Origin of the sequence: Ditibartonella apis (genome assembly GCF_001952075.1) — a bacterium.
Classification (GTDB): domain Bacteria; phylum Pseudomonadota; class Alphaproteobacteria; order Rhizobiales; family Rhizobiaceae; genus Bartonella; species Bartonella apis.
Genome location: NZ_LXYU01000002.1, coordinates 467,648 through 488,111, shown reverse-complemented (window position 1 = coordinate 488,111; position 20,464 = coordinate 467,648). Strand labels below are relative to the sequence as shown.

Genomic DNA, 20,464 nt, shown 5'->3' with positions numbered 1-20,464 from the left:
CGATCGCTCTTTTTAATGGCTGCTCATTTTACAGGTTGCTTAAGGTCGAATTGACAATCGGTTGACTGTGGCTTTTTCCCATAAGGTCTGAAAATTCGTCAACGAAGATGGTCGACAGCAAAAAAATTGCCGCAAGTGTCACCACGATAACCAGCAAATATTCGAATACGCCGTAAACAAAATGCGACCTTCTCGTATAAGTCGATAGTTGCAACGCATCCGAACTATGTTTGAGCACCGTTTTTTACCTTTCAAGGGGCGGAGGACGGATAGCTATTTTGCCCCAAATAACCGTGGCAACGAAATTAAAAATCGTTTTTCCGGTTGCATTTTACAAACTTGGTAAACAAACAATGAATTTGATTGTCAATGAAATGGAGACAGCTTGTCGAACGATCTCTATTTTGAATCCTGACAAAAAAGAATTATCTAAATGATGAAGCTATTAAATAATGACAGAGGAAAAAATGACCAAACAATTCAAAGTCGGAATATTCATTGGCAGCTTACGCAAGCAATCCTATAGCCGCAAGCTCGGCAAGGCGTTTATCGGTCTCGCACCAAAGAATCTGTCACTCGAATTTATCGAAATTGGCGATTTGCCACTTTATAACGAAGATCTGGAAACCGATACGCCGCCTCTCGCCTGGCAGAATTTCAGAAATGCATTGAAAAAGGTTGATGCTGTTCTCTTTATCACACCCGAATATAATCGTTCGATACCGGCTGTATTAAAAAACGCGATTGATGTCGGCTCGCGCCCATATGGCAAGGGCTTGTGGAACGGAAAGCCGGGCGCGGTTGTTTCCATTTCCCAAGGTGCATTGGGTGGCTTTGGTGGCAATCAACAGGTTCGGCAGGCATTGGTGTTTAACGACGTTCCGACGATGCAGCAACCTGAAGCATATATTGGCAAGATTCAGGAAGTCGTGACGGACGATGGAAAACCTGCAAATGAGAATGCTTCAAAGTTTTTATCAACTATAATTAATTCATTTGGTAAATGGATTGAACAGCTTTTGAAATAAAAATAATATTCCTGAAACAGTTTTTAAATTATAAATTGTTTCAGGATTTTTTATATTTAAAATTATTATAATATAATTTTATCGTAATTAAATTATAATACACGGTTTCATAAAATGTGAACGATAAATTTTGAAATGCCTTTATATTGCTTATTTGAATCCCCATATATTATTTAGACATTGGGGAGTGAAAAATGGATAATATAAATACTTTAATTGAATGGCAGCCTTACCAGTTGATGAATGCAGCGCTATTGGTTGTTATAATCAATCTTTCTTTAGGCTTCTCTTTGTGGAAGTCTTTATCGGATAGTGGTTGGGCAAGATTCTTTGACATCTCGTCCATATTGACGGCTGTGGGGGCTGTTTCGCTCGCAATAACAGCAACCCGTGTGGAGGTCGTCGATTATCTTGTCAACATTTCCACTTTATTACTGGCAGCAGGCATTCTGATGACCGTTTTTGGTGCTATTTGTGATGTTGCCCATAGGCTTAGCCTTTATCGCGACATGCATCACAATAAAGAAGCATAATGCTTTGCATGCCCAAGGACAAAATGGGCATCAAAGGCATTTTACCGCCCATTATGGTTTCATTGGTATTTTTGTAAGCTGACGGAGATTCCCGAAACGAGTTGCAAAAACAATGTTGGCTCAACTTTTTGCAAGGTGATAAAGCGTTTCAGCCCTGTGTCCGGATTTGCAATAAGCAAGAAGCGGATATTCAGATGCCTTTAAAGCCTCTCTCATAGAGGCAATGCTTTCTTCTTCAATATTCGGCGGTGTGACAGGAATATAGTAGCATTTCAGACCGTGAGCTTTGGCAACTTTTTCGATAGAAGTGTAAGTCGGCTGATTTTGCTGTTCGTTGTCGGGGCGGTTGCAAATGATTGTCTTGAAACCGGCTTTGGCAAGTTCGTCGACAAAGTCTTCCGTGATCTGCCCGCAAACGAAAACGTCATCATCAATCTCGGTCAAGTTCATCAGAATTCACTCTCTAAAATATATCGGTTATTATTTGTTCACAAAAATATTCTGATGCAGGAACCTTGGCAAGCGTGTCCCTAACTTATAAAACATCAAAATTGGTAGCGGGCCTCCGGTTTTGGCAATAGGTGAATATGGCCCATAAAACTGACGAAAATCGTGTTATATAGCCGGTAAGCAATTTTATTCGGAATGAATGACGTTAAATGACTATTTTAAAAAAGGCGTGCCCTGTCGAAAAAAAAGCGGAGTCAACATTCAGTGATACGGTGCTTGTTGATGCGGATGTTGTTTCAAAAGGTGACCGGAAGAGACAACAAATCCGGAAAACTGTTGCCGAAGAAGTGCCAATTGCTCTTTCTTACGATGGTACGACGCAAGCTGTTTTGATGGCTTCTCCTGATGATCTTATAGATTTTGCTTACGGGTTCAGTCTAACAGAAGAATTTATCAGCGACCCTGACGAGATTGAAAATATCGATATTGTTCCTTTGTCACGGGGAATAGATGTGCAGATTGCTTTGCGGGTTGATCGGCGCGAGGCGTTTCGTAAGCGTCGTCGTTCTATGGCGGGCCCTGTCGGTTGTGGTCTTTGCGGCATAGAATCAATTGACGCGGCAATGCGCGATATCAGCGAAGTAAAACGGACAGACGTTCATTTTGATCAGGATGAAATTTTTGCTGCAGCACGTGAAATTTGCGGCAAACAGATTCTGAACAATGCAACAAGAGCAGTTCATGCCGCCGCTTTTTATGAAAAAAATAAAGGGATAATTGCAATTCGAGAGGACGTCGGCAGGCACAATGCGCTCGACAAACTTTGCGGTTATCTATTTTACAATCGCAAGGATGTCAGTTCCGGTTTTATTGTAGTAACCAGCCGTTTGTCTGTTGAAATGGTACAAAAAGCTGCGGTTTCAGGCGTTTCTACGCTGGTAGCAGTGTCTGCAGCAACTGCTGAAGCCATTCGAATAGGTCAAAAGTGCAACATGACATTAATTGGTCGCACCAGAGAGAAGGACTTCGAAATTTATTGCGGCAAAGAATGGATTATCTGATCCATCTCAAGTCGCAATTCATCGCGCATGGGCACAAACTGGCCGCATGCGAAAAACATAAGCGCGCATATTCTTCATGCACGCCGAAATCCTTAAACCTCAGTTCAATCCCATTACAGCAAAGGCGATTGCAACATTTGTGCTAACAATCATCATTGAATAGAACACTGCAATTTTCATCATATCAGCCATGATCTCACCTCTATATCTCTCGTATCACAATATGTTACAACACGTAATATAACAATGTGTTATAAATCGGGCAATCGCAGAAAGTTCCATAAATTTTTTGAAAATCCCGTAATTTCACGGTTTTTTTCGTAATTTCAGGGCAAGCTCTTAATGCTTGACTAGGGTGATTGCCTGTTTTCTATCACTTTTAGGCCACGTTGGTTACTTTTTTGTAAAATTTCGTGAGCATGTTTTTAAAACTTTACGGGGTGGTACGATTTTTTCATCACCTTCGCGCAAGCTTCGTTTTCTATTTTTGTAAAGAACTTGAAGGTAAGGACAAATGTAAACGCATTGTCGTGCCTTTTTCGCGTTAAGGAGAATAACGTGCAGCAAAGTGCCGTAAACTCGATTGGCAAAAGCAGTAAATTTTCCGGAAGTGATATCGGTTTCGCTGCCGGTATTGTCATTATTCTGACGGTTTTGTTTTTGCCTGTTCCATCATTCGTTCTGGATATGGGGCTATCTTTTTCGATAGCATTCTCGGTTCTGATTTTGATGGTGGCGTTGTGGATCCAACGTCCGCTCGACTTTTCCGCCTTTCCGACGGTGCTGCTTATCGCAACGATGCTGCGTCTGTCGCTCAATATTGCAACGACACGTGTTATTCTCACCCATGGTGATGAAGGCTATACCGCTGCCGGTCATGTCATTCACGGTTTTTCACAATTCGTGATGGGCGGTGACTTTGTTATCGGTCTTGTTGTCTTTGCCATTCTCGTTATTGTAAATTTTCTGGTTATTACCAAAGGTGCAACGCGTATCGCGGAAGTTGGCGCACGTTTTACCTTGGATGCTATTCCCGGCAAACAGATGGCGATTGACGCCGACCTTTCATCCGGTTTGATTGATGAAAAACAGGCCCAAGTTCGTCGGCGCGAGCTTGAAGAGGAAAGTTCCTTTTTCGGTTCTATGGATGGTGCTTCCAAATTCGTTCGTGGTGACGCGGTCGCCGGTCTTATTATTACAGCCGTCAATATTTTTGGCGGTATTGTTATCGGTGTTACCCGCCATGGCATGGATGTCTCGCAGGCAGCCGATGTTTTCACAAAACTTTCGGTTGGTGATGGTCTGGTAACCCAGATACCGGCTTTGATTGTTTCTCTTGCTGCCGGTCTTCTGGTTTCAAAAGGCGGTACACGCGGCTCAACTGAAAAAGCGGTGTTCGGCCAGTTGGGTGGTTACCCGAAAGCTTTGTTTGTTGCTTCGATCTTGCTTGCTGTCTTGGGGCTTATGCCGGGATTGCCTGCATTTCCGTTTTTGACAATTGCCGCTCTTCTTGCCGGTATCGGTTTTTCAATTCCCCGGCGCCTACAGCGTCAGGCAGCCGAAGAACAGGCTTTGAAGGCTCAGGAAGATGCCATAGCCCAAAAAGAACAGAGCCAATCTGTCAAAGCTTCGCTTGAAAAACCCGCTATCGAGCTTGTATTGGGTAAACAATTGGCCACGCGTTTGTTGCCCCATCAGGCAGAGCTAGCAAACCGCGTTGCCAAAATGCGCCGCAAATTCGCAACCGATTTTGGCTTTGTTATTCCGGAAATCGAAGTCACAGACGATTACAAAACACCGCCAAAATCCTATCAGATCAAATTGCATGGTACGGTTGTTGCCTCTTATGAAATGCGTATTGGTGATGTTCTGGTTATGCTCGGCGATAAACCGGCTCCCAAACTCCCCGGTGAGGAAGTGCGTGAACCGGCATTTGGAATGCGTGCTTTTGCGACTTCCGAAACATTCCGTTCCGAACTTGCACGTGAAGGATATATGGCCGTTGATAATCTTTCGGTTCTACTTACCCATTTGAGCGAGGTTCTGCGCAATAATCTGGCCCAATTGTTATCTTACAAGGATATGCGTATACTGCTTGAGCGTTTAGGCCCTGAATATCGTAAACTTCTTGAAGAAATCTGCCCGGCACATCTTTCCTATTCAGGTTTGCAATCGGTTTTGAAATTGTTGTTGGCAGAACGTGTTTCAATCAGCAATCTCGACCAGATTCTTGAAGCAATTGCCGAAATTGCACCGCATGTCCGCCGCGCAGAATTGATTGTCGAACATGTTCGTATGCGTATGTCTCAACAGATATGTGGTGATTTGTCCGATAATGGTGTATTGAATGTCTTGCGGCTTGGTAGTCATTGGGATCTGGTCTTCCATCAGGCATTGAAACGTGACGCCAAGGGCGAGATTGTCGAATTCGATATTGATCCGAGAGAACTTGAAAAATTCGGTGCGCAGGCTACAACTGCTATTCGCAAACATATGGAAAAAGGCGAGAGATTTGTTCTCATTACCTCTCCGGAAGCACGGCCTTATGTTCGTATGATTATTGAGCGGTTGTTTGCAACACTTCCGGTTCTCTCTCACGCGGAAATTGCCCGTGGTGTCGAGGTCAAGACTTTGGGGACAATTGCCGATTAGAAGGAATAGGACATGTCCTTTGCACTTTTGCCTATAGATCAGCTGGTGATCATCGCCATGCTGATCTTTGCGCGTGTAGGGGCCTGTCTTATGTTGATGCCGGGGATATCAAGCGCGCGTATCCCTATGAATTTCAGACTTTTTCTGGCAATAGCATTTTCGTTGATTATGGTGCCACTTTCGGGGTCCAATTTTACCACCATTGCTCAAAACCCGACTTTGGCAACACTGGTGTCCGGAATCGTGAGTGAATCACTTGTCGGCGCAACATTTGGTGTTATTGCGCAAGCTTATATGTGGGCGCTCCAATTCATGGCCAATATTATTGGCATGTCGATTGGTTATTCCGGTCAACCGGGAACCAGTGTCATCGAATCCATGCCGGAAACACAAGTTGCCAATATGATAACCATTGGTGCTTTGATGCTATTTTTTGCTGGCGATCTTCATATGATTGTTATCCGCGGACTTATGACATCCTATCAAGTTGTACCGGTTTCTCTCACTCCGGCGCCCCAATCGGCTTTGATCGATTTTCAGGACGCCCTGTCACAAACGTTTTTGACAACTTTACGCATTGCTTCTCCATTTATTATTTATTCAATATTGGTGAATATTGCTGTCGGTCTTATCAATAAACTGACGCCGACAATTCCGGTCTATTTCATTTCCATGCCGTTTGTGATGTTCGGCGGGCTTTTGCTTATCTATTATCTATTGCCGGAAATTTTGACATTTTTCGGGGCTGAATATGCCTCGTGGTTGAATAGGGGGCCATGATGCCGACATCAAGCCAGCGATATGCCAGGCTTTTAAAAGCGCAAAAACTGGTAAAAGCACGTGATGAAGCGGAACTTGAAGGCACGCAGACTCAACGCTCGGCATTAACTGATGAAGACCAATTCCTGTTTTCAATAATGGAACATGGTTCGGCTTCCAGTTTGTTCGATCCGATGATGGTTTCTAAGCGGCTCGACAAAAACGCTCGTAAAGAGGCAATCCTTGACAATATCATTGCCCAACAGAGAAAAACGTTGCTGCAATCGACCCGTCGGTGTGACGTTATCGACGAAAAACGTAAAGCTGCAGAGGATGCGGAAGAGCGTAAAGAAATGGCACAAATGCTTGAAGAATATGTTGCAGCAAAAATCGTCAAAGACACCAGTTTGGGATAAGCTTTGTCATTTATGGTGAAAATCGAGGTAAAACTGTCTTGAACGTTTTAGCGTGAAAAGACTTTCCTCGAGAATTCCAATGTCCGGATTTTTACCGGAACAGGCTTACAAGAGGACGAATAATGGCCATTCAACCACCTTCAGACTTGGTACTTGATGTGTCAAGAGCGGCTGATCCTCTAGAATATAGAGCTTCTGTCGAGAAATTGCGCAACGCACAAAGTGCTGTGCGGGCAGCAAATCTGGAAATGTCAGGCAACGGTTTTTCGGATATGGCGAAAACCGGGGATAGTGCATCAACATCATCGCTTTCGGGACAATATGCCAATCAGGTAAAAATAAAAGAAAAATCCGCGAACGCTGATCACACGGAAGCTTATAAAAAGTTTGAAGCTTTTATGTTGCAATCCTTCATCCAGAATATGTTCACCACCGATACTCCTTCGGTCTTCGGTAAAGGCCAAGCGGGGGAATATTGGAAATCCATGATGGCCGAATCCATGGCCAAAGAAGTGGCTGATCGCGGGGGCATCGGCGTTGCAAAAATGCTTGAACGCGATGAACAGATGAAACAGGGGCAAGTTCCCGACGGTGGCATAGAAGGAGTAGGTACAGCATTTGGCAATCTTGCGCGGTCCGATCAGAATACTCAGGCAACCGTCGACAATATTGTCCATAGCCACGATATCAACTTCGTGCGCAAACAAATGACCGAAAATACTTGATCGTTTTATTATAAATTGTGGTAATATGCTCAATCAAAGGAGATTCAAATGTCTTTAGCTGAGCAATCAGGCGAACAAAATACAGCTTTGGCTTCGGCAAAGGCTCATATCAATGATCCGGCAGCAAGAGATGTTGCTTTGGCGCGTTTTGCGGCTGTCGTCAATTCACTTGAAGAGGTTGTTGACTATGAAACCGGTGCTCTTGAAAAGCACGAGAATCCCGATTTTAACGATATCAACGCCCGCAAAGCCCGTGGCTTGCGCGATCTGAACCTGTCAATGGCCGACGTTGGCCGTTATTTTGACGATGTTGTCGAAAGCAAGGTTGAAGCCTTGCTCGGCGGTTTGCAAAAGAAGCTCGAACGCAATAGTGAATTGTTGAAGATGCATCTTGAAGCTGTGACCGAACTGTCGCAAATGATGCAGGAAGCAGCGCGCGAGCAAGAGACTGATGGCACATATGATCCATTCACAGTCAATACCGGCCAGCATAAATGATTAAAACTGTCGTCATAGGTTTGTGGGTTTGTATCATTGCTTTGGGGTCGCTCATGGCGGCGATCAAAATAGGCTCGACACCCAAACCTGCGGCAGCAGAGGAACAGGCAGCACCCACTGTCGATTTTGACCGCACTGATGTTATGAGTGTTCCAATTCTGGCTGATGGCAAGGTTGACGGATACATTATTTCGCAACTTGTCTACACCGTCGATTCCAACGTCAAACAAAAGGTTAATGTTCCGTTGGGATTGTTCGTCAATGATGCGGTTTTTAGTGCGTTGTTCGGCTCTTATTCGGATACCAAGCAAATTGAACGTATAAAATTCGATGATGTGAAACAGAAAATTATTGACGGTGTCAACCAGCGTTTTCCGGAACCTGTGATCAAGGATATAATGGTCGAGCAGTTCAATTATATTCCGGCCGATCAGGTCAGAGATATGAACAAGGTTAAATAAAATCTGCTTTTTAAAATATACGATCGGGTGAACATGTGTTGCACCCGATTTTTTTAATCCCGATTGCAATTTATTCTTACAGCAATTCCAATTTTTTAACGTTCGACATTTGTTATCGAAATATTTTTCAGTCTTTTCGAGGTGTCAGAGATAGCTTTGGAAAATCGAGCTGCTCTTCTATCAACAACTCACATATTCCATGTAAAACTCTAAGCTCAAAGGGCTTGTTTCGCGGCTGTTTTTAATCGCTGAAGTCGAATAAAAATCAACTTCAGCAAGCACCTGAACAGTTGCTCGGGATATTAATTGAATATTTTGGTTGGTTCACTCTTCATTACCAATTCGAATATAGCCGGCCTTCCGGGATGAATTACATTCCGTAAGACGAATTGTTGCAATTGTTGCGAAAGTCATCCAATCTCTTTCAATATCCTGCGTTTGGCCGGATGGAACTTAAAAATCAGGCCCGGAATGACAACCGATAATCAAAAACAGCACGAACTGGTCAAAGTTATCAATCCGTACCATAAAATTGTGAACGCAAACCTTGCTTGTCTCGCCTGAGGTTGCAGCCCGTGTAGCTATCTATCAGATCGTGATAGGTAATATACTTCGAGAGCACCGAAAAGTATAATTCGGCGCCGTCCGGGTTCAACAAACGACGTGTTTTTATCTTGAACCCGAATTCATGAACCACACGTTTTGAACCTGAATTCTGTTTGAGCTCTATTAGTGTCCAGCTTTTTTGAGGCGTGCATTATTCAACGCGTCTATCAATTGGCGCGTATCAGCTTCATCATCCTCGGGGTTTTCGAACACAACACTTTCAAGCTCTACGCCAAAACCTTCGGGCGACATGACAAGCTTGAAATTGGCAGTAACGCCATCGTTCGAAAATTCCATATCCAGTGTGATTGTTGGAGGCGTATCCCAGTCGAGTTCGAAACTGCCACCATTGGCAAACCGTACAGTATGCGGATAGAAATGCAGTTCGGTGGCCGCATCAATGATATCGCTGATATTGGCAAAATGCTCATCGTGGAGATAGACGATGAAATCGGCTGGATCGACGAGTTTCAGTTCCGGTACAATTCGCGCGATCTGTTTTCCGATCATCATTTCGCGCATTTCATGTATATCATCTTGTTTCATTTTGTTTCATAACGCTTATGTAAAAAGATTAAGGGTGAAAGTATATCCATCAAAACAACATTGATTAATGTATCTTCTGGCTATTGATGTATCTGATCAATTCCGCAACAGCTTGATAGAATTCCTGAGGTATAACCTGATCGACTTCTACCTGTTTATAGAGCGCCCGGGCAAGAGGTATATTCTCGATAACCGGAATATCATGCTCGACCGCAATTTCTCTGATACGCAAGGCGAGAATATCTTGCCCTTTGGCGACGACGACAGGCGCATAATCCGTCGGCGGTTTATAGCGTAATGCGACGGAAAAGTGGGTAGGGTTGGCAACGACAACAGTGGCTTTCGGCACGTTGTTCATCATCTGGCGGCGAATGCGATCTCGGGCGAGTGAACGCATGCGCGCTTTAACCATCGGGTTACCTTCGATTTCTTTTTGCTCGTCTTTGAGCTCCTGTTTACTCATGCGTAGTTGCCGGCGCCAACTGAAACGTGACCAGGCAAAGTCGAAAGCAGCTATGGCTACAACGGCGACAGAAAACGAAATGAGAAGTTTGGCAACCTCGGAACGTATATATTCGGGCAGTGCCGAAGCGACTGTTCCCAAGGCATCGGTGAAGACAGTGTTTCCTTTGAAAAACGATAGATACACAATAAAACTGACACCGATAAGCTTCGCTACCGATTTCAAGAATTCTACAAATCCGGCTTTGCCGAAAATACGGCTGAAACCGGCAGCGGGAGAAATACGAGAAAATTGCGGGCGTATTCGTTCACCAATAATACGCGGTGCATTCTGAACCATCGATGCTGCAATGCCGATAACAGGGATGATGACAAGAATGGGAACCAATGCAAGTCCCACATGACCACCGACGAGAAGAAGAAGATGTTTGGCATCTTCCGCACCATTCAATCGCCAACTTTCAGGTCGTTCAATCCACTGCATCAAAAAATTGGATAGTTTCGACATAGCGGGAAAGGCAATAAAAATGGCAATCATGCTGTAGCCGACAAGACCGGCAAAGGTTGGCAATTCCCGCGAGAACGGTAGGTTACCTTTCTCTTCAGCTTTGCTTATCTTGTGTTCGGTCGGCTCTTCGGTCTGGCTTTCCTTGTCCGGTTTGTCTTCAGCCATTTATTGTCATTCTTTAGGTTTTTCAGCTTCTTTTGCGTCGCCTTCAGGTGCTTTTTTGTCGCTATCAGGTGTGCTCCCTTCGGCTCCATTTTGAGTTTCATCTGCTGCGAGACTGATTTTTCCTTCACCAGCAAGCTTGATTGCCTGCTGCGCGATTGTACGACGCGCATTGGTTATATCGGCTTGCGTAATCATGTCGTTCGGAGATTTCAGTTCCGCTTCCACCATGCGCCGGCTGCGTTGCGACAACGAGCTCAAAATAGTCTCGGTCGTATCCTTGTCAGCATTCCGCAAGGCAGTGATAATAACGTCGGAAGGTATATCGTCGAAAAGCAACAGGCGTGCCCTTGCAGACAAACGTGGAATATCTTCGAAAACAAACAGTTTGGATTTGATTTTTGCAAGATCTTCCGGATCAAGCCCGTCAAGGCTTGCAAGCATTTCGTCAATCTCGCTCTTATCCAGCTGGTTCAAAATGTTTGCAACTTCGCCGTAATGGGATTGCTCGGCAGTTTCGTTTTTCTGCATCAAAACCGGTCGCAATGCCTTATCCAGCAGTTCGTCGACAACTGGCAAAACGGCCCGCAAATGTAATGTCCGATAAATAATATCTCCGCGTTCGGCCATAGTTTGGAGAAGAAGCAGTTTTGCCGAAAGGTCGGAGGGTAGTTTTGAAACGATATAGGCAATCACTTGCGGATGTTCTTGCGAGATATGGTCTTGCAGTTCTTCAGCCGACATTTTGCCCATGATTTCCCACAGGCTTTCCTCCGGAATAGCCGGCGTGGCATTAGGGTCAAGCACTGCTGCGGCTTCATCTTCCGGCAGAGTTTCGTGTACAAGATTGTCGAAACGCTCGCCTGCTTGCGAAAAAGATACACCTTCGGCAAAGGCATCCTCGAACTGGTGCACCAGAACATCAAAATCGGCAAGGCTAATATTCGGTAAAGTGTGTGCTTGCCCACTCAAGCGGCGGAGATCATCCGGTGAAAAATGTTTGAGGATTTTTGCCGCCGCAGGTTTGCCCATTGCAACAAGAAGCGCCGCAACCTTCTGTTGTCCGGTCAGTCCGTCAATCACAGAAGAGGAAGTTTTCTGTGCCGTTGCCGGTGCAGCAGGTTCTACATTTTCTGACGGTTTTTCCTGTTCTGATGACGCCATAACTGTCTTTCAAACATATTCAAACATTTTATTTGCCGATAATTTCGGTCAAACTTACGCCAAAACGCGATGAGTCGTCTTCCATAACAATGACTTCGCCACGAGCGATCACACGACCGTTTACAACAATGTCAACCGGATCACCGATTTGCTTGTCCAGTGTGATAACAGCGCCACGCCCGAGATTCATCAAAGTTGCAACCGGCATTGTGGTGCCGCCCAGAACAACCTGTACTTCGACCGGAATGCTCATAATGAGATCGGCATTGCCTGCTGGTTCACTCTGTTGGGGTTGCGTATTGTTTTTAGCGCCTGCTGCCGCGTTTGCACCAAAACCACCACCAGCACCGAAACCGGCACCAGCGGGGTTCGGTCTTGAAGCACCAAAGCCACCTGCGGCCCCTCCGGGACGAGCGCCTGCAAACGGAGCTGCTCCACCTGCTGACGGGTTCGGTTTAAAACCTCCCGGTGCGGCCGCACCTGCCGGACGCGGCGGCATTGTCGGCTTTGCGCCCATGGGTGGTGGAGTCGTTGTCGGTTTTGTATCGTCTGCCATATTCTCACCGTTTCATTGCAGTTTGACGCCGGTCGTAGTTAAAATTGTACCCTCTTGCCGAGATCTGCTTTATGCACTACCCGTTGAACAAAAACCGGCAAGCCGTTGTTACGCATTGTCTGCGGATTTGCAGAATGAGCCGGAGCGGAATTTGCTGTTGGCCCATGTGATTGGGCTGTCAATATACCGCGTAGTCGGTTAAAATCTCCTTGCAACTGGTTGCGGATCGTTTCCATATGCGCAACAGAGCGGTCGACTTCACGGCGGATTCGTGATGACTCAGTGATGCGGGCATCGAGTTTTCTGTTCTCGTCCCGAAAATCCTGATGTTCTTCTCTGAGAGCTTTGACGGCCCGATCAAGACTTGATGTTGCAGCGTGAACCTGCTCTGCAAGTTGGCGCCCCAAGCGGATTGTACTGGCAAGTTTGCGCGAGGTAACGACAAATACACCAACTGATGTCATCGCCAAAGCAGCGCCTATAATATTAACTATGAACCAGTTCATCATACATTTCCTCTTCTTCGTCAATCGGGTCTGTAACCCGTACAGAAAAATTTGACCCAACCTTGCCCAAGGAGCATTTATAAAGTGGCTTATCGCCGCTGCGTAACCTTACCTGCTTTACAGCATTGGCCGGCAGTGGCAACACTTGCCCGATCTGAATATTCATCAAGTTTTCCAAAGTCATGGAACCTTGAATGATATAGGCTTCGATACCAACATGCGCGCGGCTAACTTCCTGACGCAACCGTTTCGCCCATAGGGGATCTGTGCGTGTTGAAGGAGCGCGCAAAACGCGTGTAACAGCTTCCTGTATCGGACGATGACAACTCCGCGGAAGAAGCAGATTGAGCGTTGTTTCAACCTCGCCCGATTTTACCGACAATACACACGAAAACATCCGTAACTGTTCGAATTCTTCAATATCGAAATCTTGAGCATTCGTTGTTTCTTTGAAATTAAACAGCGTGCCATCACCGTTTCCGAATACATCGTCCATTGAAGCAGACAACACTTCGGCCAATGTTTCGCCGGTTTTTGTTTCGACCGGACTGAAAGGCCGTCCATTACGGTTGAGGATTGCCGGTTCGGCTGCCCCGAAAAAGGCATCTGTTGCAATGCTCACGAGATTTGCGTCCAGAACAAACAATACGTCACCACCCCAATGGTCTGCTTCGAACCTTACAACGAGTGTATCCCCTGTAATAATTTTCGGGAGTGCATCCGCTTTCAGTGTGTCAAGCGATTTAACTTCTATGGTGAAAGTAGCAGACGTATATTGCGCCAACCTTGCGCATAAATTTGTTGCGGCATCGCCGAAGACATGTTGGAACGATTGAAGATCGTCACTCGATATGCCGGCCGCACGTAAAATATGCTCGGCAAGAACATCTTTTTTCTTCTCTTCTGCCGATTCAGGTGCTGCCTCCGGTTTGGCTGCGTCGGAAGAAGTTTGTCCTGCCGCTCCGGTTGTTGCCTTGGCTTTATCTGGGGTTGCTTCCGACATATTTTATGCAGCCTCTTTCGTTGCCGGTTGACCGGAGATTGCTTCTTGTTCAACGACATCAATTGTCGGACGATCTTTTGCAGAAATTGTTTTGCGCCCGTATTCAAGGGCAATTTGTGGCATTGCGCCATTCATATAGGCCAGCAATGTTTGTTTGATCACAGTATAAATACGGGTTTTCTTGCCACGTACAAGTTTGATCTTCGAGGCAATCGGAGCGAAAACTGCATAAGCAAAGAAAATACCACCAAAGGTACCAACCAGAGCTGCACCAATGTAGTGGCCTAAAACTTCAGGCGATTCATTAAGGTGCCCCATCGCCTTGACGACACCAAGAACAGCGGCAACAATACCTAAAGCAGGCAATGCATCAGCCACGGTTTGCAAAGCCGAAGCCGACTTTAATGCGTCTTGTGAAATCGTGTGGATTTCTTCATCCATCAAAGCTTCGATTTCAAATGGACGGGCATTGCCGACAAGAATAAGCCGACAATAATCGCAAATAAAATTGGTGATGGAGTCGTCTTTCAATATCGTCGGATATTGCTGGAAAATGGAAGACTCTTTCGGATTGTCGAAGTGACCTTCAACTTCCGAACGTGATTTGGAACGCATTTCCCGCATCAAAGCATATAAAAGTCCGAGCAACGAAAGATAGTCCTTTTGCTTGGGAACGGCTTCCTTCATTGCTTCCAATGTTGCCCTTATCGTATCTTTAATGACGGAAAACGGATTGGCAATGATGAATGTTCCGAATGCAGCGCCCAAGATAATGACAAACTCCCAAGGCTGCATAAGAACTGATACATGCCCCCCCATTGCCATGAAGCTTCCGAGGATACAGCCAAGTGCAATTGCTAGTCCTAGAATAACACCCAACGCAAACGCTCCTATCTCTTAATTCAACGAATGTATAGAATAGCGGCCTTGTGTGAAGCTTGCCATATGAAAATCTATCATTCGTAAGTGACATTAACGCATGATTCTTGCCAGAACGCTAAAAAACAGGCATTCTTGATATTATATATAATAATAAAGACTATTATGATATATTCATTCACGTCTGAAAGTTGCGATAAAAACAGATCAGCTTTGTTGTAACAGTGAGTTCAGCTTCGGGCAAGCTTCATCCGTTACACAAGATTTACTGAGGAAAGGTAATCCTATGATTGGCACTTATGTCAGCTATAGAAATACAATCGATAATATGTCGAAGACATTGAACCGGGTTATGACTGAACCCAGTGTCAAGCGCGAGACAGATTATTATACTCAGAATATTTTGAGCGTAAAAACAGTTGACGATTTTCTTGGTAATACGCGCCTTTTCAATTATGCGATGAAGGCTTATGGCCTTGAGGATATGAGCTATGCCAAGGGCATGATGCGCAAGGTTTTGACCGATGCCGATTATGCTACCGCGCTTACAGACAAGCGCTACCAACAATTTGCGGCTGCTTTCAACTTCGATAAATATGGCGATAAGGCTACCTCGCAAGACAGTGCAACAACGGCTACTGTCAATAAATACATGCAGCAAACTTTGGAAACAGAGGTCGGTGACCAGAATGAAGGTACACGTCTTGCGCTTTATTTTACGCGTACCGTTGGTGGCATGGCTCAAAGCGGTACCCTGTCAAAGGATGATTGGGCTTATCAGATCATTGCCGATAAGGCGCTTTCATCGGTTGTCTTTACAGCTCTCGGTATTCCAGACAGCGTGCGCGGTTCCGATGTCGATGCGCAAAAACGCCTTCTCGAACAGCGTATGGATTTTGATGATTTGGCCGATTCAACCAAATTGGAAAAATTTATCGCACGGTTTTCGGCAATGTATGACGCCAAAAACCAACCGCAGGTAAGTCCTGCATTAACTCTTCTGCAAAGCACAAATACGGGGAGCACATTCGGCTTTTCGAATGCCTCGATGATTGCGATGCAGTCGCTTAAACCGGGTGGCAATTGATCATAGCGCCTTTGCGTTGATCTTTTGTTCACCCATTCACAAGCCGGACGGCTTAAAACTGTCCGGGCAGGAAAGGACAAAGATTGATGCAAAATCCGATCTATGTCGGTGTTTCGGGGCAAATCAGTTTAGAAAAGCGCATGGAGACCATTGCGCGCAATATGGCCAATGTAAACACAACAGGTTATCGCTCGGAAGAGATGAAATTTGCTTCTCTCGTTTCGCCTGTCGCCCGTGACAATAACCAGAATGTAAATTTTAGCAGTGCCGGCCAAACCTATATTTCAACCAATCGCGGTCCGGTAACACAAACCGGTAATCCGCTGGATGTAGCGGTGAACGGCGATTCCTATTTTTCATTACAAACGCCTACAGGTCAGGTTTATACCCGTGACGGGCGCATGATTATGACACCCGAAGGTGGCCTTGTTTCGGTGCAAGGTTATCCATTTCTGGATAATGGCGGCGCACCGATACAGATAGATCCTGCAAACGGAACGCCAAGAATTGCCGCTGACGGTGCAATTTATCAGAACAACTTGCAGGTCGCTGCCATCGGGCTCTATCAATTCCAGCCTGATAGCAAGTTAAGCTACGGTCCGAATGCTTCGGTTGTGCCTGACAAAGCCCCGATACCCATGCAGGGGGACGCTGCAAACGGCGTCGTACAAGGTTTTCTCGAAAATTCCAATGTGAATGGCGTTGTTGAAATGACACGTCTGATCGAAGTCTCAAGAGCTTTCGAGCGCGTTGAAGCGATGATGCGCCAGCAAGAAGAAAGAAGCACCCAGGCAATCCAGACACTGGGCGGTAAAAGTCAATAACGGCTAGCTCGTCGGCAAATTTATAAGTTTGGGCTATCAGATTCACAGAAAGCACTGTCATGGAAAATATCGGACAAAAAAGCGAAGATTTGAGCATTTCCCGTAAAAATGCACTCTCTTTACTTGTTGCATTTGCCGAGCAGGAAAAACGCCAACAGTCACCTTTGGTCAGTAAAGGCGGAATGGTCAGTGATGTCTCGCGTGTTGCTGTTGCTGCCCGTGGTCTTTCCGATTCTGTAGCTCTTGGTGATAATGTTTTGATCGATTGCGGGCATAATATGGCTCGTGGTGAAATTATTCGTGTCAACGAAGATCATGTGTTGATCAAGCCGTTTGATGAAACTGTTGTTCCGGCACTCAATGCCTCGGTATTTCCGAATGGTCCTCTGTTGGCTTCGCCCGACAAATCATGGAAAGGACGGGTCGTCAATGCTTTGGGGGAAGCAATTGACGATCTTGGCCCGATTGTTACAGGTGAAAACAAAATGCCGGTTGAAACCCATGCCGTGCCGGCTTTGAAAAGAGCACGTGTCGGCAAAGGATTACGCACAGGCGTCAAGGTTATCGATATTTTCACGCCTCTTTGTTTTGGTCAACGTATCGGTATTTTTGCCGGTTCCGGCGTCGGAAAATCGACATTATTGGCCATGATGACCGCGACTGATGATTTTGATACGGTCGTTCTGGCATTGACGGGTGAACGTGGCCGTGAAGTTCGCGACATGCTTGATGACACGATGAAAGGAAAACTTTCCAAAGTTGTCACAGTCGTTGCAACGGGTGATGAAAGCCCGATGATGCGCCGCCTTGCGCCTGCAATGGCGACAACCATAGCCGAATATTTTTGTTCTCTGGGCGATAACGTCTTATTGATGGTCGATTCCATCACCCGTTATGCACTGGCTGCCCGCGAGGTGGCAATTGCAGCAGGTGAGCCACCGGTTTCGCGCGGTTTTCCGCCAAGTGTGTTCAGTGATTTGCCTCGTTTGTTGGAACGCGCTGGTCCAGGGCCCGAAGGAAAAGGGTCAATTACCGGCGTTTACGCAGTTCTGGTTGATGGAGATGACCATAATGATCCGATTGCCGATGCCATTCGTGGTATTTTGGATGGTCACATTGTGCTTGACAGGGTCATTGCCGCTCAAGGCCGTTATCCGGCAATCGATATCCCCGGTTCGATTTCGCGTCTTGCCCCCCATAGCTGGACTGCCGAACAGAAAAAGCTCGTAAGAAGTTTGAAAGAAATGATTTCGCGTTATGAAGAAACACGCGATTTACGTGCCATGGGCGCCTATCATCCGGGGTCTGATCCGGTGCTTGATCAGGCCGTTGTTCTGGTGCCACGAATTTACGAGGCAATGAACCAGTCTCCGGATACGCCGGTTTCCCGTGATCCTTATGATGATCTTGCCAAAGCCCTGAAAAATCAGGCGGCTTAAACGACGCGCAGGAGAATGCCACTTATGACTGATATCACAAATTTTGGTTCATCTTTTCCGAACTTTGGTAATGCCGATCATCAAAGTTTTGGCGGTTTCAGGATGAAAAGTCGTGCAAATAGAAAACGCAGTGACGACACAGAACGGGAATTATCAAAGCTTCTACAGGATCTCGAACATATCGAAACCGATAGAATAAATTCTGATGAACTCCGTAAAAATCGGAACCAGCATTGGTTGTTCTGGCGCAATCCTGATGAAATTGATACGCCAGAAACGATTGATCGTGTTGACCCATATGCCAAAAAACATTCCGGTATTTTCAAAAGAGTAATCGGGGTCATTTCTGCGGGGCTTGCCGGGCTCCAGTCATTGACGATTGCAAATTCTGCTGCCAGTTCGTCGACAGGTACACTCTTCGGCATTTTCAATTCGGTCGATTCAATGTTGCGGGCTTTTGGCGTTGCCGTAGCCATTGGGTGCGGAAGCTTGCCATTTGTCGTTTATGCTTTCCAGATTGGCGGTCAAGGTGGAGCTGCAACACCTGACAGCCAAACGGCTGCTGTCAACACGTTCAGGCCACATGAAGGTTGGTATAAACGCGAGCGGTTCGAAGGCATTGACCGTGTTGATCCTTATGCACCACGCGATTACGATTCACAAAAAGCAATTATGTCGAACGGGAAGGGGCTTCCCAAGGCTGCAAATCCGGACGCGACAGATGGAAGTTTGAAACCGACGGCGCCAAAATCCAAAGATTATGTGGTAAAGGATGTTATCGACGGGATGGCAATGATCGAATATGATCAGGGCTACTGGTTTGCAAGGCCGGGCAGCAAACTTCCCGACGGAAGCTATTATATAAGGGTTACGAAAGATAGCGAGAACGGGAAAGTTGCATTGAAGACCTCGAGAGGAATTGTTCCTGTTCATCACTGAACCAAGAAATCATGACGCTTCAATCTGTCGTAACAATATCAATACTGATGAATACAGATAATAAACATCTTTTGTTTTCGAAAAGGATATCTCGAATAAACAGAAAAGATTAATTTTTAAACAAACTATATTCAGCCTGAAAATTGCACGTCTATTGGAATGACGATTAGCGAAATTGACGTAAGCTCTATGTCTTTAAAGCTCAATTCGGTTAAAAAAGATACAAGTCGGGTTTGATTTTCAAGGATTCGAAGTTCTAAAAATTTTATTAGATGTTCTATAACATATTGAATTGATTGTAATATTTTTTATTTCTATAAAAATATCGCGAACGCAAGTCTCGCGCAAGTTTAACCGTCTATTGTTCAAACTGTTCAAGAGAGTATGTGACAATGGATCCGGTAAATCTTTTCAATTTAGCAAATAAACAAGCCGACTGGTTGGCAGCACGCCAGAAAACCGTGGCAAGTAACGTTGCGAACGTGAATACGCCCGGATACAAGGCGCGCGAAGTTAAAGATTTTGCTGCCATTCTCAACAATGACACCATGGCGATGGCCGTGACAAACAGCAAACACATGGATGTCACGGATAATGGCATGGAATCTCATGCAATCCGGCCGGAAGAGACGATTGAAACCACGCATTCGGGAAATAACGTCAATCTCGAAGAAGAGATGCGTAAAGGTGGTGAAATCGGCCAGCAAATGTCACTCAATACCGTTATTGTAAAAGCTTTTCATCGAATGATGATGGCTACAGTTAAAGGAGGATCGTGATCATGTCTGATCCACTTGTTGCCGCTGGACGTGTCGCAACAACGGGCCTTGCAGCCCAATCTACACGCCTTCGTATTATTGCGGAAAATATGGCCAATGCCAATTCGACAGGCGATACTGCCGCCGCAAACCCTTATCAGCGCAAGACTGTCAGCTTTGAAGCAGCTCTCAATCCTTATGAAGATGCGCAAGGCGTCGAAATTGCACGGATTTCTACCGATAAATCACCTTACATTGTCAAATATGAGCCGGGACATCCGGCGGCCGATGCAAACGGTTATGTAAAATATCCGAATGTGAATGCAATTGTTGAAATGGCAGATATGCGTGAAGCCAACCGGTCTTATGAAGCAAATCTACAAGTTATTCGTCAGGCCCGGGATCTTGTATCCCAGACAATTGACCTGCTGAGAGGTTAATA

General features: G+C 45.6%; 23 protein-coding genes and 1 pseudogene. 15 read left to right on the top strand and 9 right to left on the bottom strand.

From position 1 onward, the window contains the following. Positions 1-28: 28 nt before the first annotated feature. A complete protein-coding gene (locus PEB0122_RS11640; protein ID WP_075916185.1) occupies positions 29-238 on the bottom strand; it encodes a hypothetical protein in 210 nt (69 codons plus the stop codon). A 229-nt stretch (positions 239-467) separates the two neighbouring features. Between PEB0122_RS11640 and PEB0122_RS06665 the strand changes: the two genes are divergently transcribed. Further along, positions 468-1,028 carry an NADPH-dependent FMN reductase gene (locus tag PEB0122_RS06665; protein WP_075916336.1) on the top strand — a complete coding sequence of 187 codons (561 nt, stop codon included), beginning with the start codon at positions 468-470 and terminating at the stop codon, positions 1,026-1,028. A 194-nt stretch (positions 1,029-1,222) separates the two neighbouring features. Continuing rightward, complete coding sequence (locus tag PEB0122_RS06660; protein ID WP_075870308.1) at positions 1,223-1,561, top strand: hypothetical protein; 339 nt, start codon at positions 1,223-1,225, stop codon at positions 1,559-1,561. 120 nt (positions 1,562-1,681) lie between these two features. Here PEB0122_RS06660 and PEB0122_RS06655 read toward each other — a convergent pair whose 3' ends face one another. After that, the gene (locus PEB0122_RS06655; protein ID WP_075916183.1) at positions 1,682-2,011 is read right to left on the bottom strand and encodes a protein tyrosine phosphatase family protein; all 330 of its coding nucleotides are present in this window, start codon (positions 2,009-2,011) and stop codon (positions 1,682-1,684) included. A gap of 209 nt (positions 2,012-2,220) precedes the next feature. Here PEB0122_RS06655 and fdhD point away from each other — a divergent pair, with 209 nt between their 5' ends. The 7 genes from fdhD to PEB0122_RS06620 all read left to right on the top strand — a co-directional run bounded on the left by fdhD (position 2,221) and on the right by PEB0122_RS06620 (position 8,583). Then, entirely contained in the window at positions 2,221-3,072 is an 852-nt protein-coding gene (gene fdhD / locus PEB0122_RS06650) for a formate dehydrogenase accessory sulfurtransferase FdhD (RefSeq protein WP_075870306.1), read from the top strand. Positions 3,073-3,630: 558 nt separating this feature from the next. Beyond that, the gene (gene flhA / locus PEB0122_RS06645) at positions 3,631-5,724 is read left to right on the top strand and encodes a flagellar biosynthesis protein FlhA (RefSeq protein ID WP_075870305.1); all 2,094 of its coding nucleotides are present in this window, start codon (positions 3,631-3,633) and stop codon (positions 5,722-5,724) included. A 12-nt stretch (positions 5,725-5,736) separates the two neighbouring features. Further along, positions 5,737-6,504 carry a flagellar biosynthetic protein FliR gene (gene fliR, locus PEB0122_RS06640; RefSeq protein ID WP_075870304.1) on the top strand — a complete coding sequence of 256 codons (768 nt, stop codon included), beginning with the start codon at positions 5,737-5,739 and terminating at the stop codon, positions 6,502-6,504. Beyond that, positions 6,501-6,899: a hypothetical protein gene (locus PEB0122_RS06635; RefSeq protein WP_075870303.1), complete on the top strand. Its 399-nt coding sequence runs from the start codon at positions 6,501-6,503 to the stop codon at positions 6,897-6,899. Before fliR ends, PEB0122_RS06635 begins: the two co-directional genes overlap by 4 nt. Positions 6,900-7,021: 122 nt before the next feature. After that, positions 7,022-7,624 (top strand): rod-binding protein, encoded by a 603-nt coding sequence (locus tag PEB0122_RS06630; RefSeq protein WP_075916181.1) that lies wholly within the window; start codon positions 7,022-7,024, stop codon positions 7,622-7,624. Between the two features lie 48 nt (positions 7,625-7,672). After that, positions 7,673-8,122 carry a flagellar protein FlgN gene (locus PEB0122_RS06625; RefSeq protein ID WP_075870301.1) on the top strand — a complete coding sequence of 150 codons (450 nt, stop codon included), beginning with the start codon at positions 7,673-7,675 and terminating at the stop codon, positions 8,120-8,122. After that, positions 8,119-8,583, top strand: a complete 465-nt coding sequence (locus PEB0122_RS06620; RefSeq protein WP_075870300.1) for a hypothetical protein — start codon at positions 8,119-8,121, stop codon at positions 8,581-8,583. Before PEB0122_RS06625 ends, PEB0122_RS06620 begins: the two co-directional genes overlap by 4 nt. 729 nt (positions 8,584-9,312) lie before the next feature. Here the strand turns inward: PEB0122_RS06620 and PEB0122_RS06615 are convergent. The 7 genes and pseudogenes from PEB0122_RS06615 to motA all read right to left on the bottom strand — a co-directional run bounded on the left by PEB0122_RS06615 (position 9,313) and on the right by motA (position 14,975). Further along, entirely contained in the window at positions 9,313-9,735 is a 423-nt protein-coding gene (locus PEB0122_RS06615; protein ID WP_075913416.1) for a hypothetical protein, read from the bottom strand. A gap of 64 nt (positions 9,736-9,799) precedes the next feature. Further along, positions 9,800-10,870 carry a flagellar biosynthesis protein FlhB gene (gene flhB / locus PEB0122_RS06610; RefSeq protein WP_075916179.1) on the bottom strand — a complete coding sequence of 357 codons (1,071 nt, stop codon included), beginning with the start codon at positions 10,868-10,870 and terminating at the stop codon, positions 9,800-9,802. 6 nt (positions 10,871-10,876) lie between these two features. Beyond that, complete coding sequence (locus PEB0122_RS06605) at positions 10,877-12,031, bottom strand: flagellar motor switch protein FliG (RefSeq protein ID WP_075916177.1); 1,155 nt, start codon at positions 12,029-12,031, stop codon at positions 10,877-10,879. 28 nt (positions 12,032-12,059) lie between these two features. Next, positions 12,060-12,299: pseudogene (fliN, locus tag PEB0122_RS06600) on the bottom strand (flagellar motor switch protein FliN); the annotation flags it as partial. Positions 12,300-12,625: 326 nt separating this feature from the next. Further along, positions 12,626-13,096: a BAB2_0123 family type IV secretion system effector gene (locus PEB0122_RS06595; RefSeq protein WP_225867809.1), complete on the bottom strand. Its 471-nt coding sequence runs from the start codon at positions 13,094-13,096 to the stop codon at positions 12,626-12,628. Next, positions 13,074-14,096, bottom strand: a complete 1,023-nt coding sequence (locus PEB0122_RS06590) for a FliM/FliN family flagellar motor switch protein (RefSeq protein WP_083650250.1) — start codon at positions 14,094-14,096, stop codon at positions 13,074-13,076. The genes PEB0122_RS06595 and PEB0122_RS06590 overlap by 23 nt, the downstream gene beginning before the upstream one ends. 3 nt (positions 14,097-14,099) lie before the next feature. Beyond that, the gene (motA, locus tag PEB0122_RS06585; RefSeq protein ID WP_075870295.1) at positions 14,100-14,975 is read right to left on the bottom strand and encodes a flagellar motor stator protein MotA; all 876 of its coding nucleotides are present in this window, start codon (positions 14,973-14,975) and stop codon (positions 14,100-14,102) included. A gap of 286 nt (positions 14,976-15,261) precedes the next feature. Here motA and PEB0122_RS06580 point away from each other — a divergent pair, with 286 nt between their 5' ends. The 6 genes from PEB0122_RS06580 to flgC all read left to right on the top strand — a co-directional run bounded on the left by PEB0122_RS06580 (position 15,262) and on the right by flgC (position 20,462). Beyond that, the gene (locus PEB0122_RS06580) at positions 15,262-16,062 is read left to right on the top strand and encodes a DUF1217 domain-containing protein (RefSeq protein WP_075916175.1); all 801 of its coding nucleotides are present in this window, start codon (positions 15,262-15,264) and stop codon (positions 16,060-16,062) included. A gap of 83 nt (positions 16,063-16,145) precedes the next feature. Beyond that, the gene (flgF, locus tag PEB0122_RS06575; RefSeq protein ID WP_178391793.1) at positions 16,146-16,886 is read left to right on the top strand and encodes a flagellar basal-body rod protein FlgF; all 741 of its coding nucleotides are present in this window, start codon (positions 16,146-16,148) and stop codon (positions 16,884-16,886) included. Between the two features lie 59 nt (positions 16,887-16,945). Continuing rightward, positions 16,946-18,325, top strand: coding sequence for a FliI/YscN family ATPase (locus PEB0122_RS06570; RefSeq protein WP_075913408.1), 1,380 nt, complete (start codon positions 16,946-16,948; stop codon positions 18,323-18,325). A 24-nt stretch (positions 18,326-18,349) separates the two neighbouring features. After that, complete coding sequence (locus tag PEB0122_RS11580) at positions 18,350-19,264, top strand: hypothetical protein (RefSeq protein ID WP_143238803.1); 915 nt, start codon at positions 18,350-18,352, stop codon at positions 19,262-19,264. A 392-nt stretch (positions 19,265-19,656) separates the two neighbouring features. Further along, entirely contained in the window at positions 19,657-20,043 is a 387-nt protein-coding gene (flgB, locus tag PEB0122_RS06560) for a flagellar basal body rod protein FlgB (RefSeq protein WP_075870291.1), read from the top strand. Next, complete coding sequence (gene flgC / locus PEB0122_RS06555; RefSeq protein WP_178391797.1) at positions 20,043-20,462, top strand: flagellar basal body rod protein FlgC; 420 nt, start codon at positions 20,043-20,045, stop codon at positions 20,460-20,462. Before flgB ends, flgC begins: the two co-directional genes overlap by 1 nt. Positions 20,463-20,464: the final 2 nt, after the last annotated feature.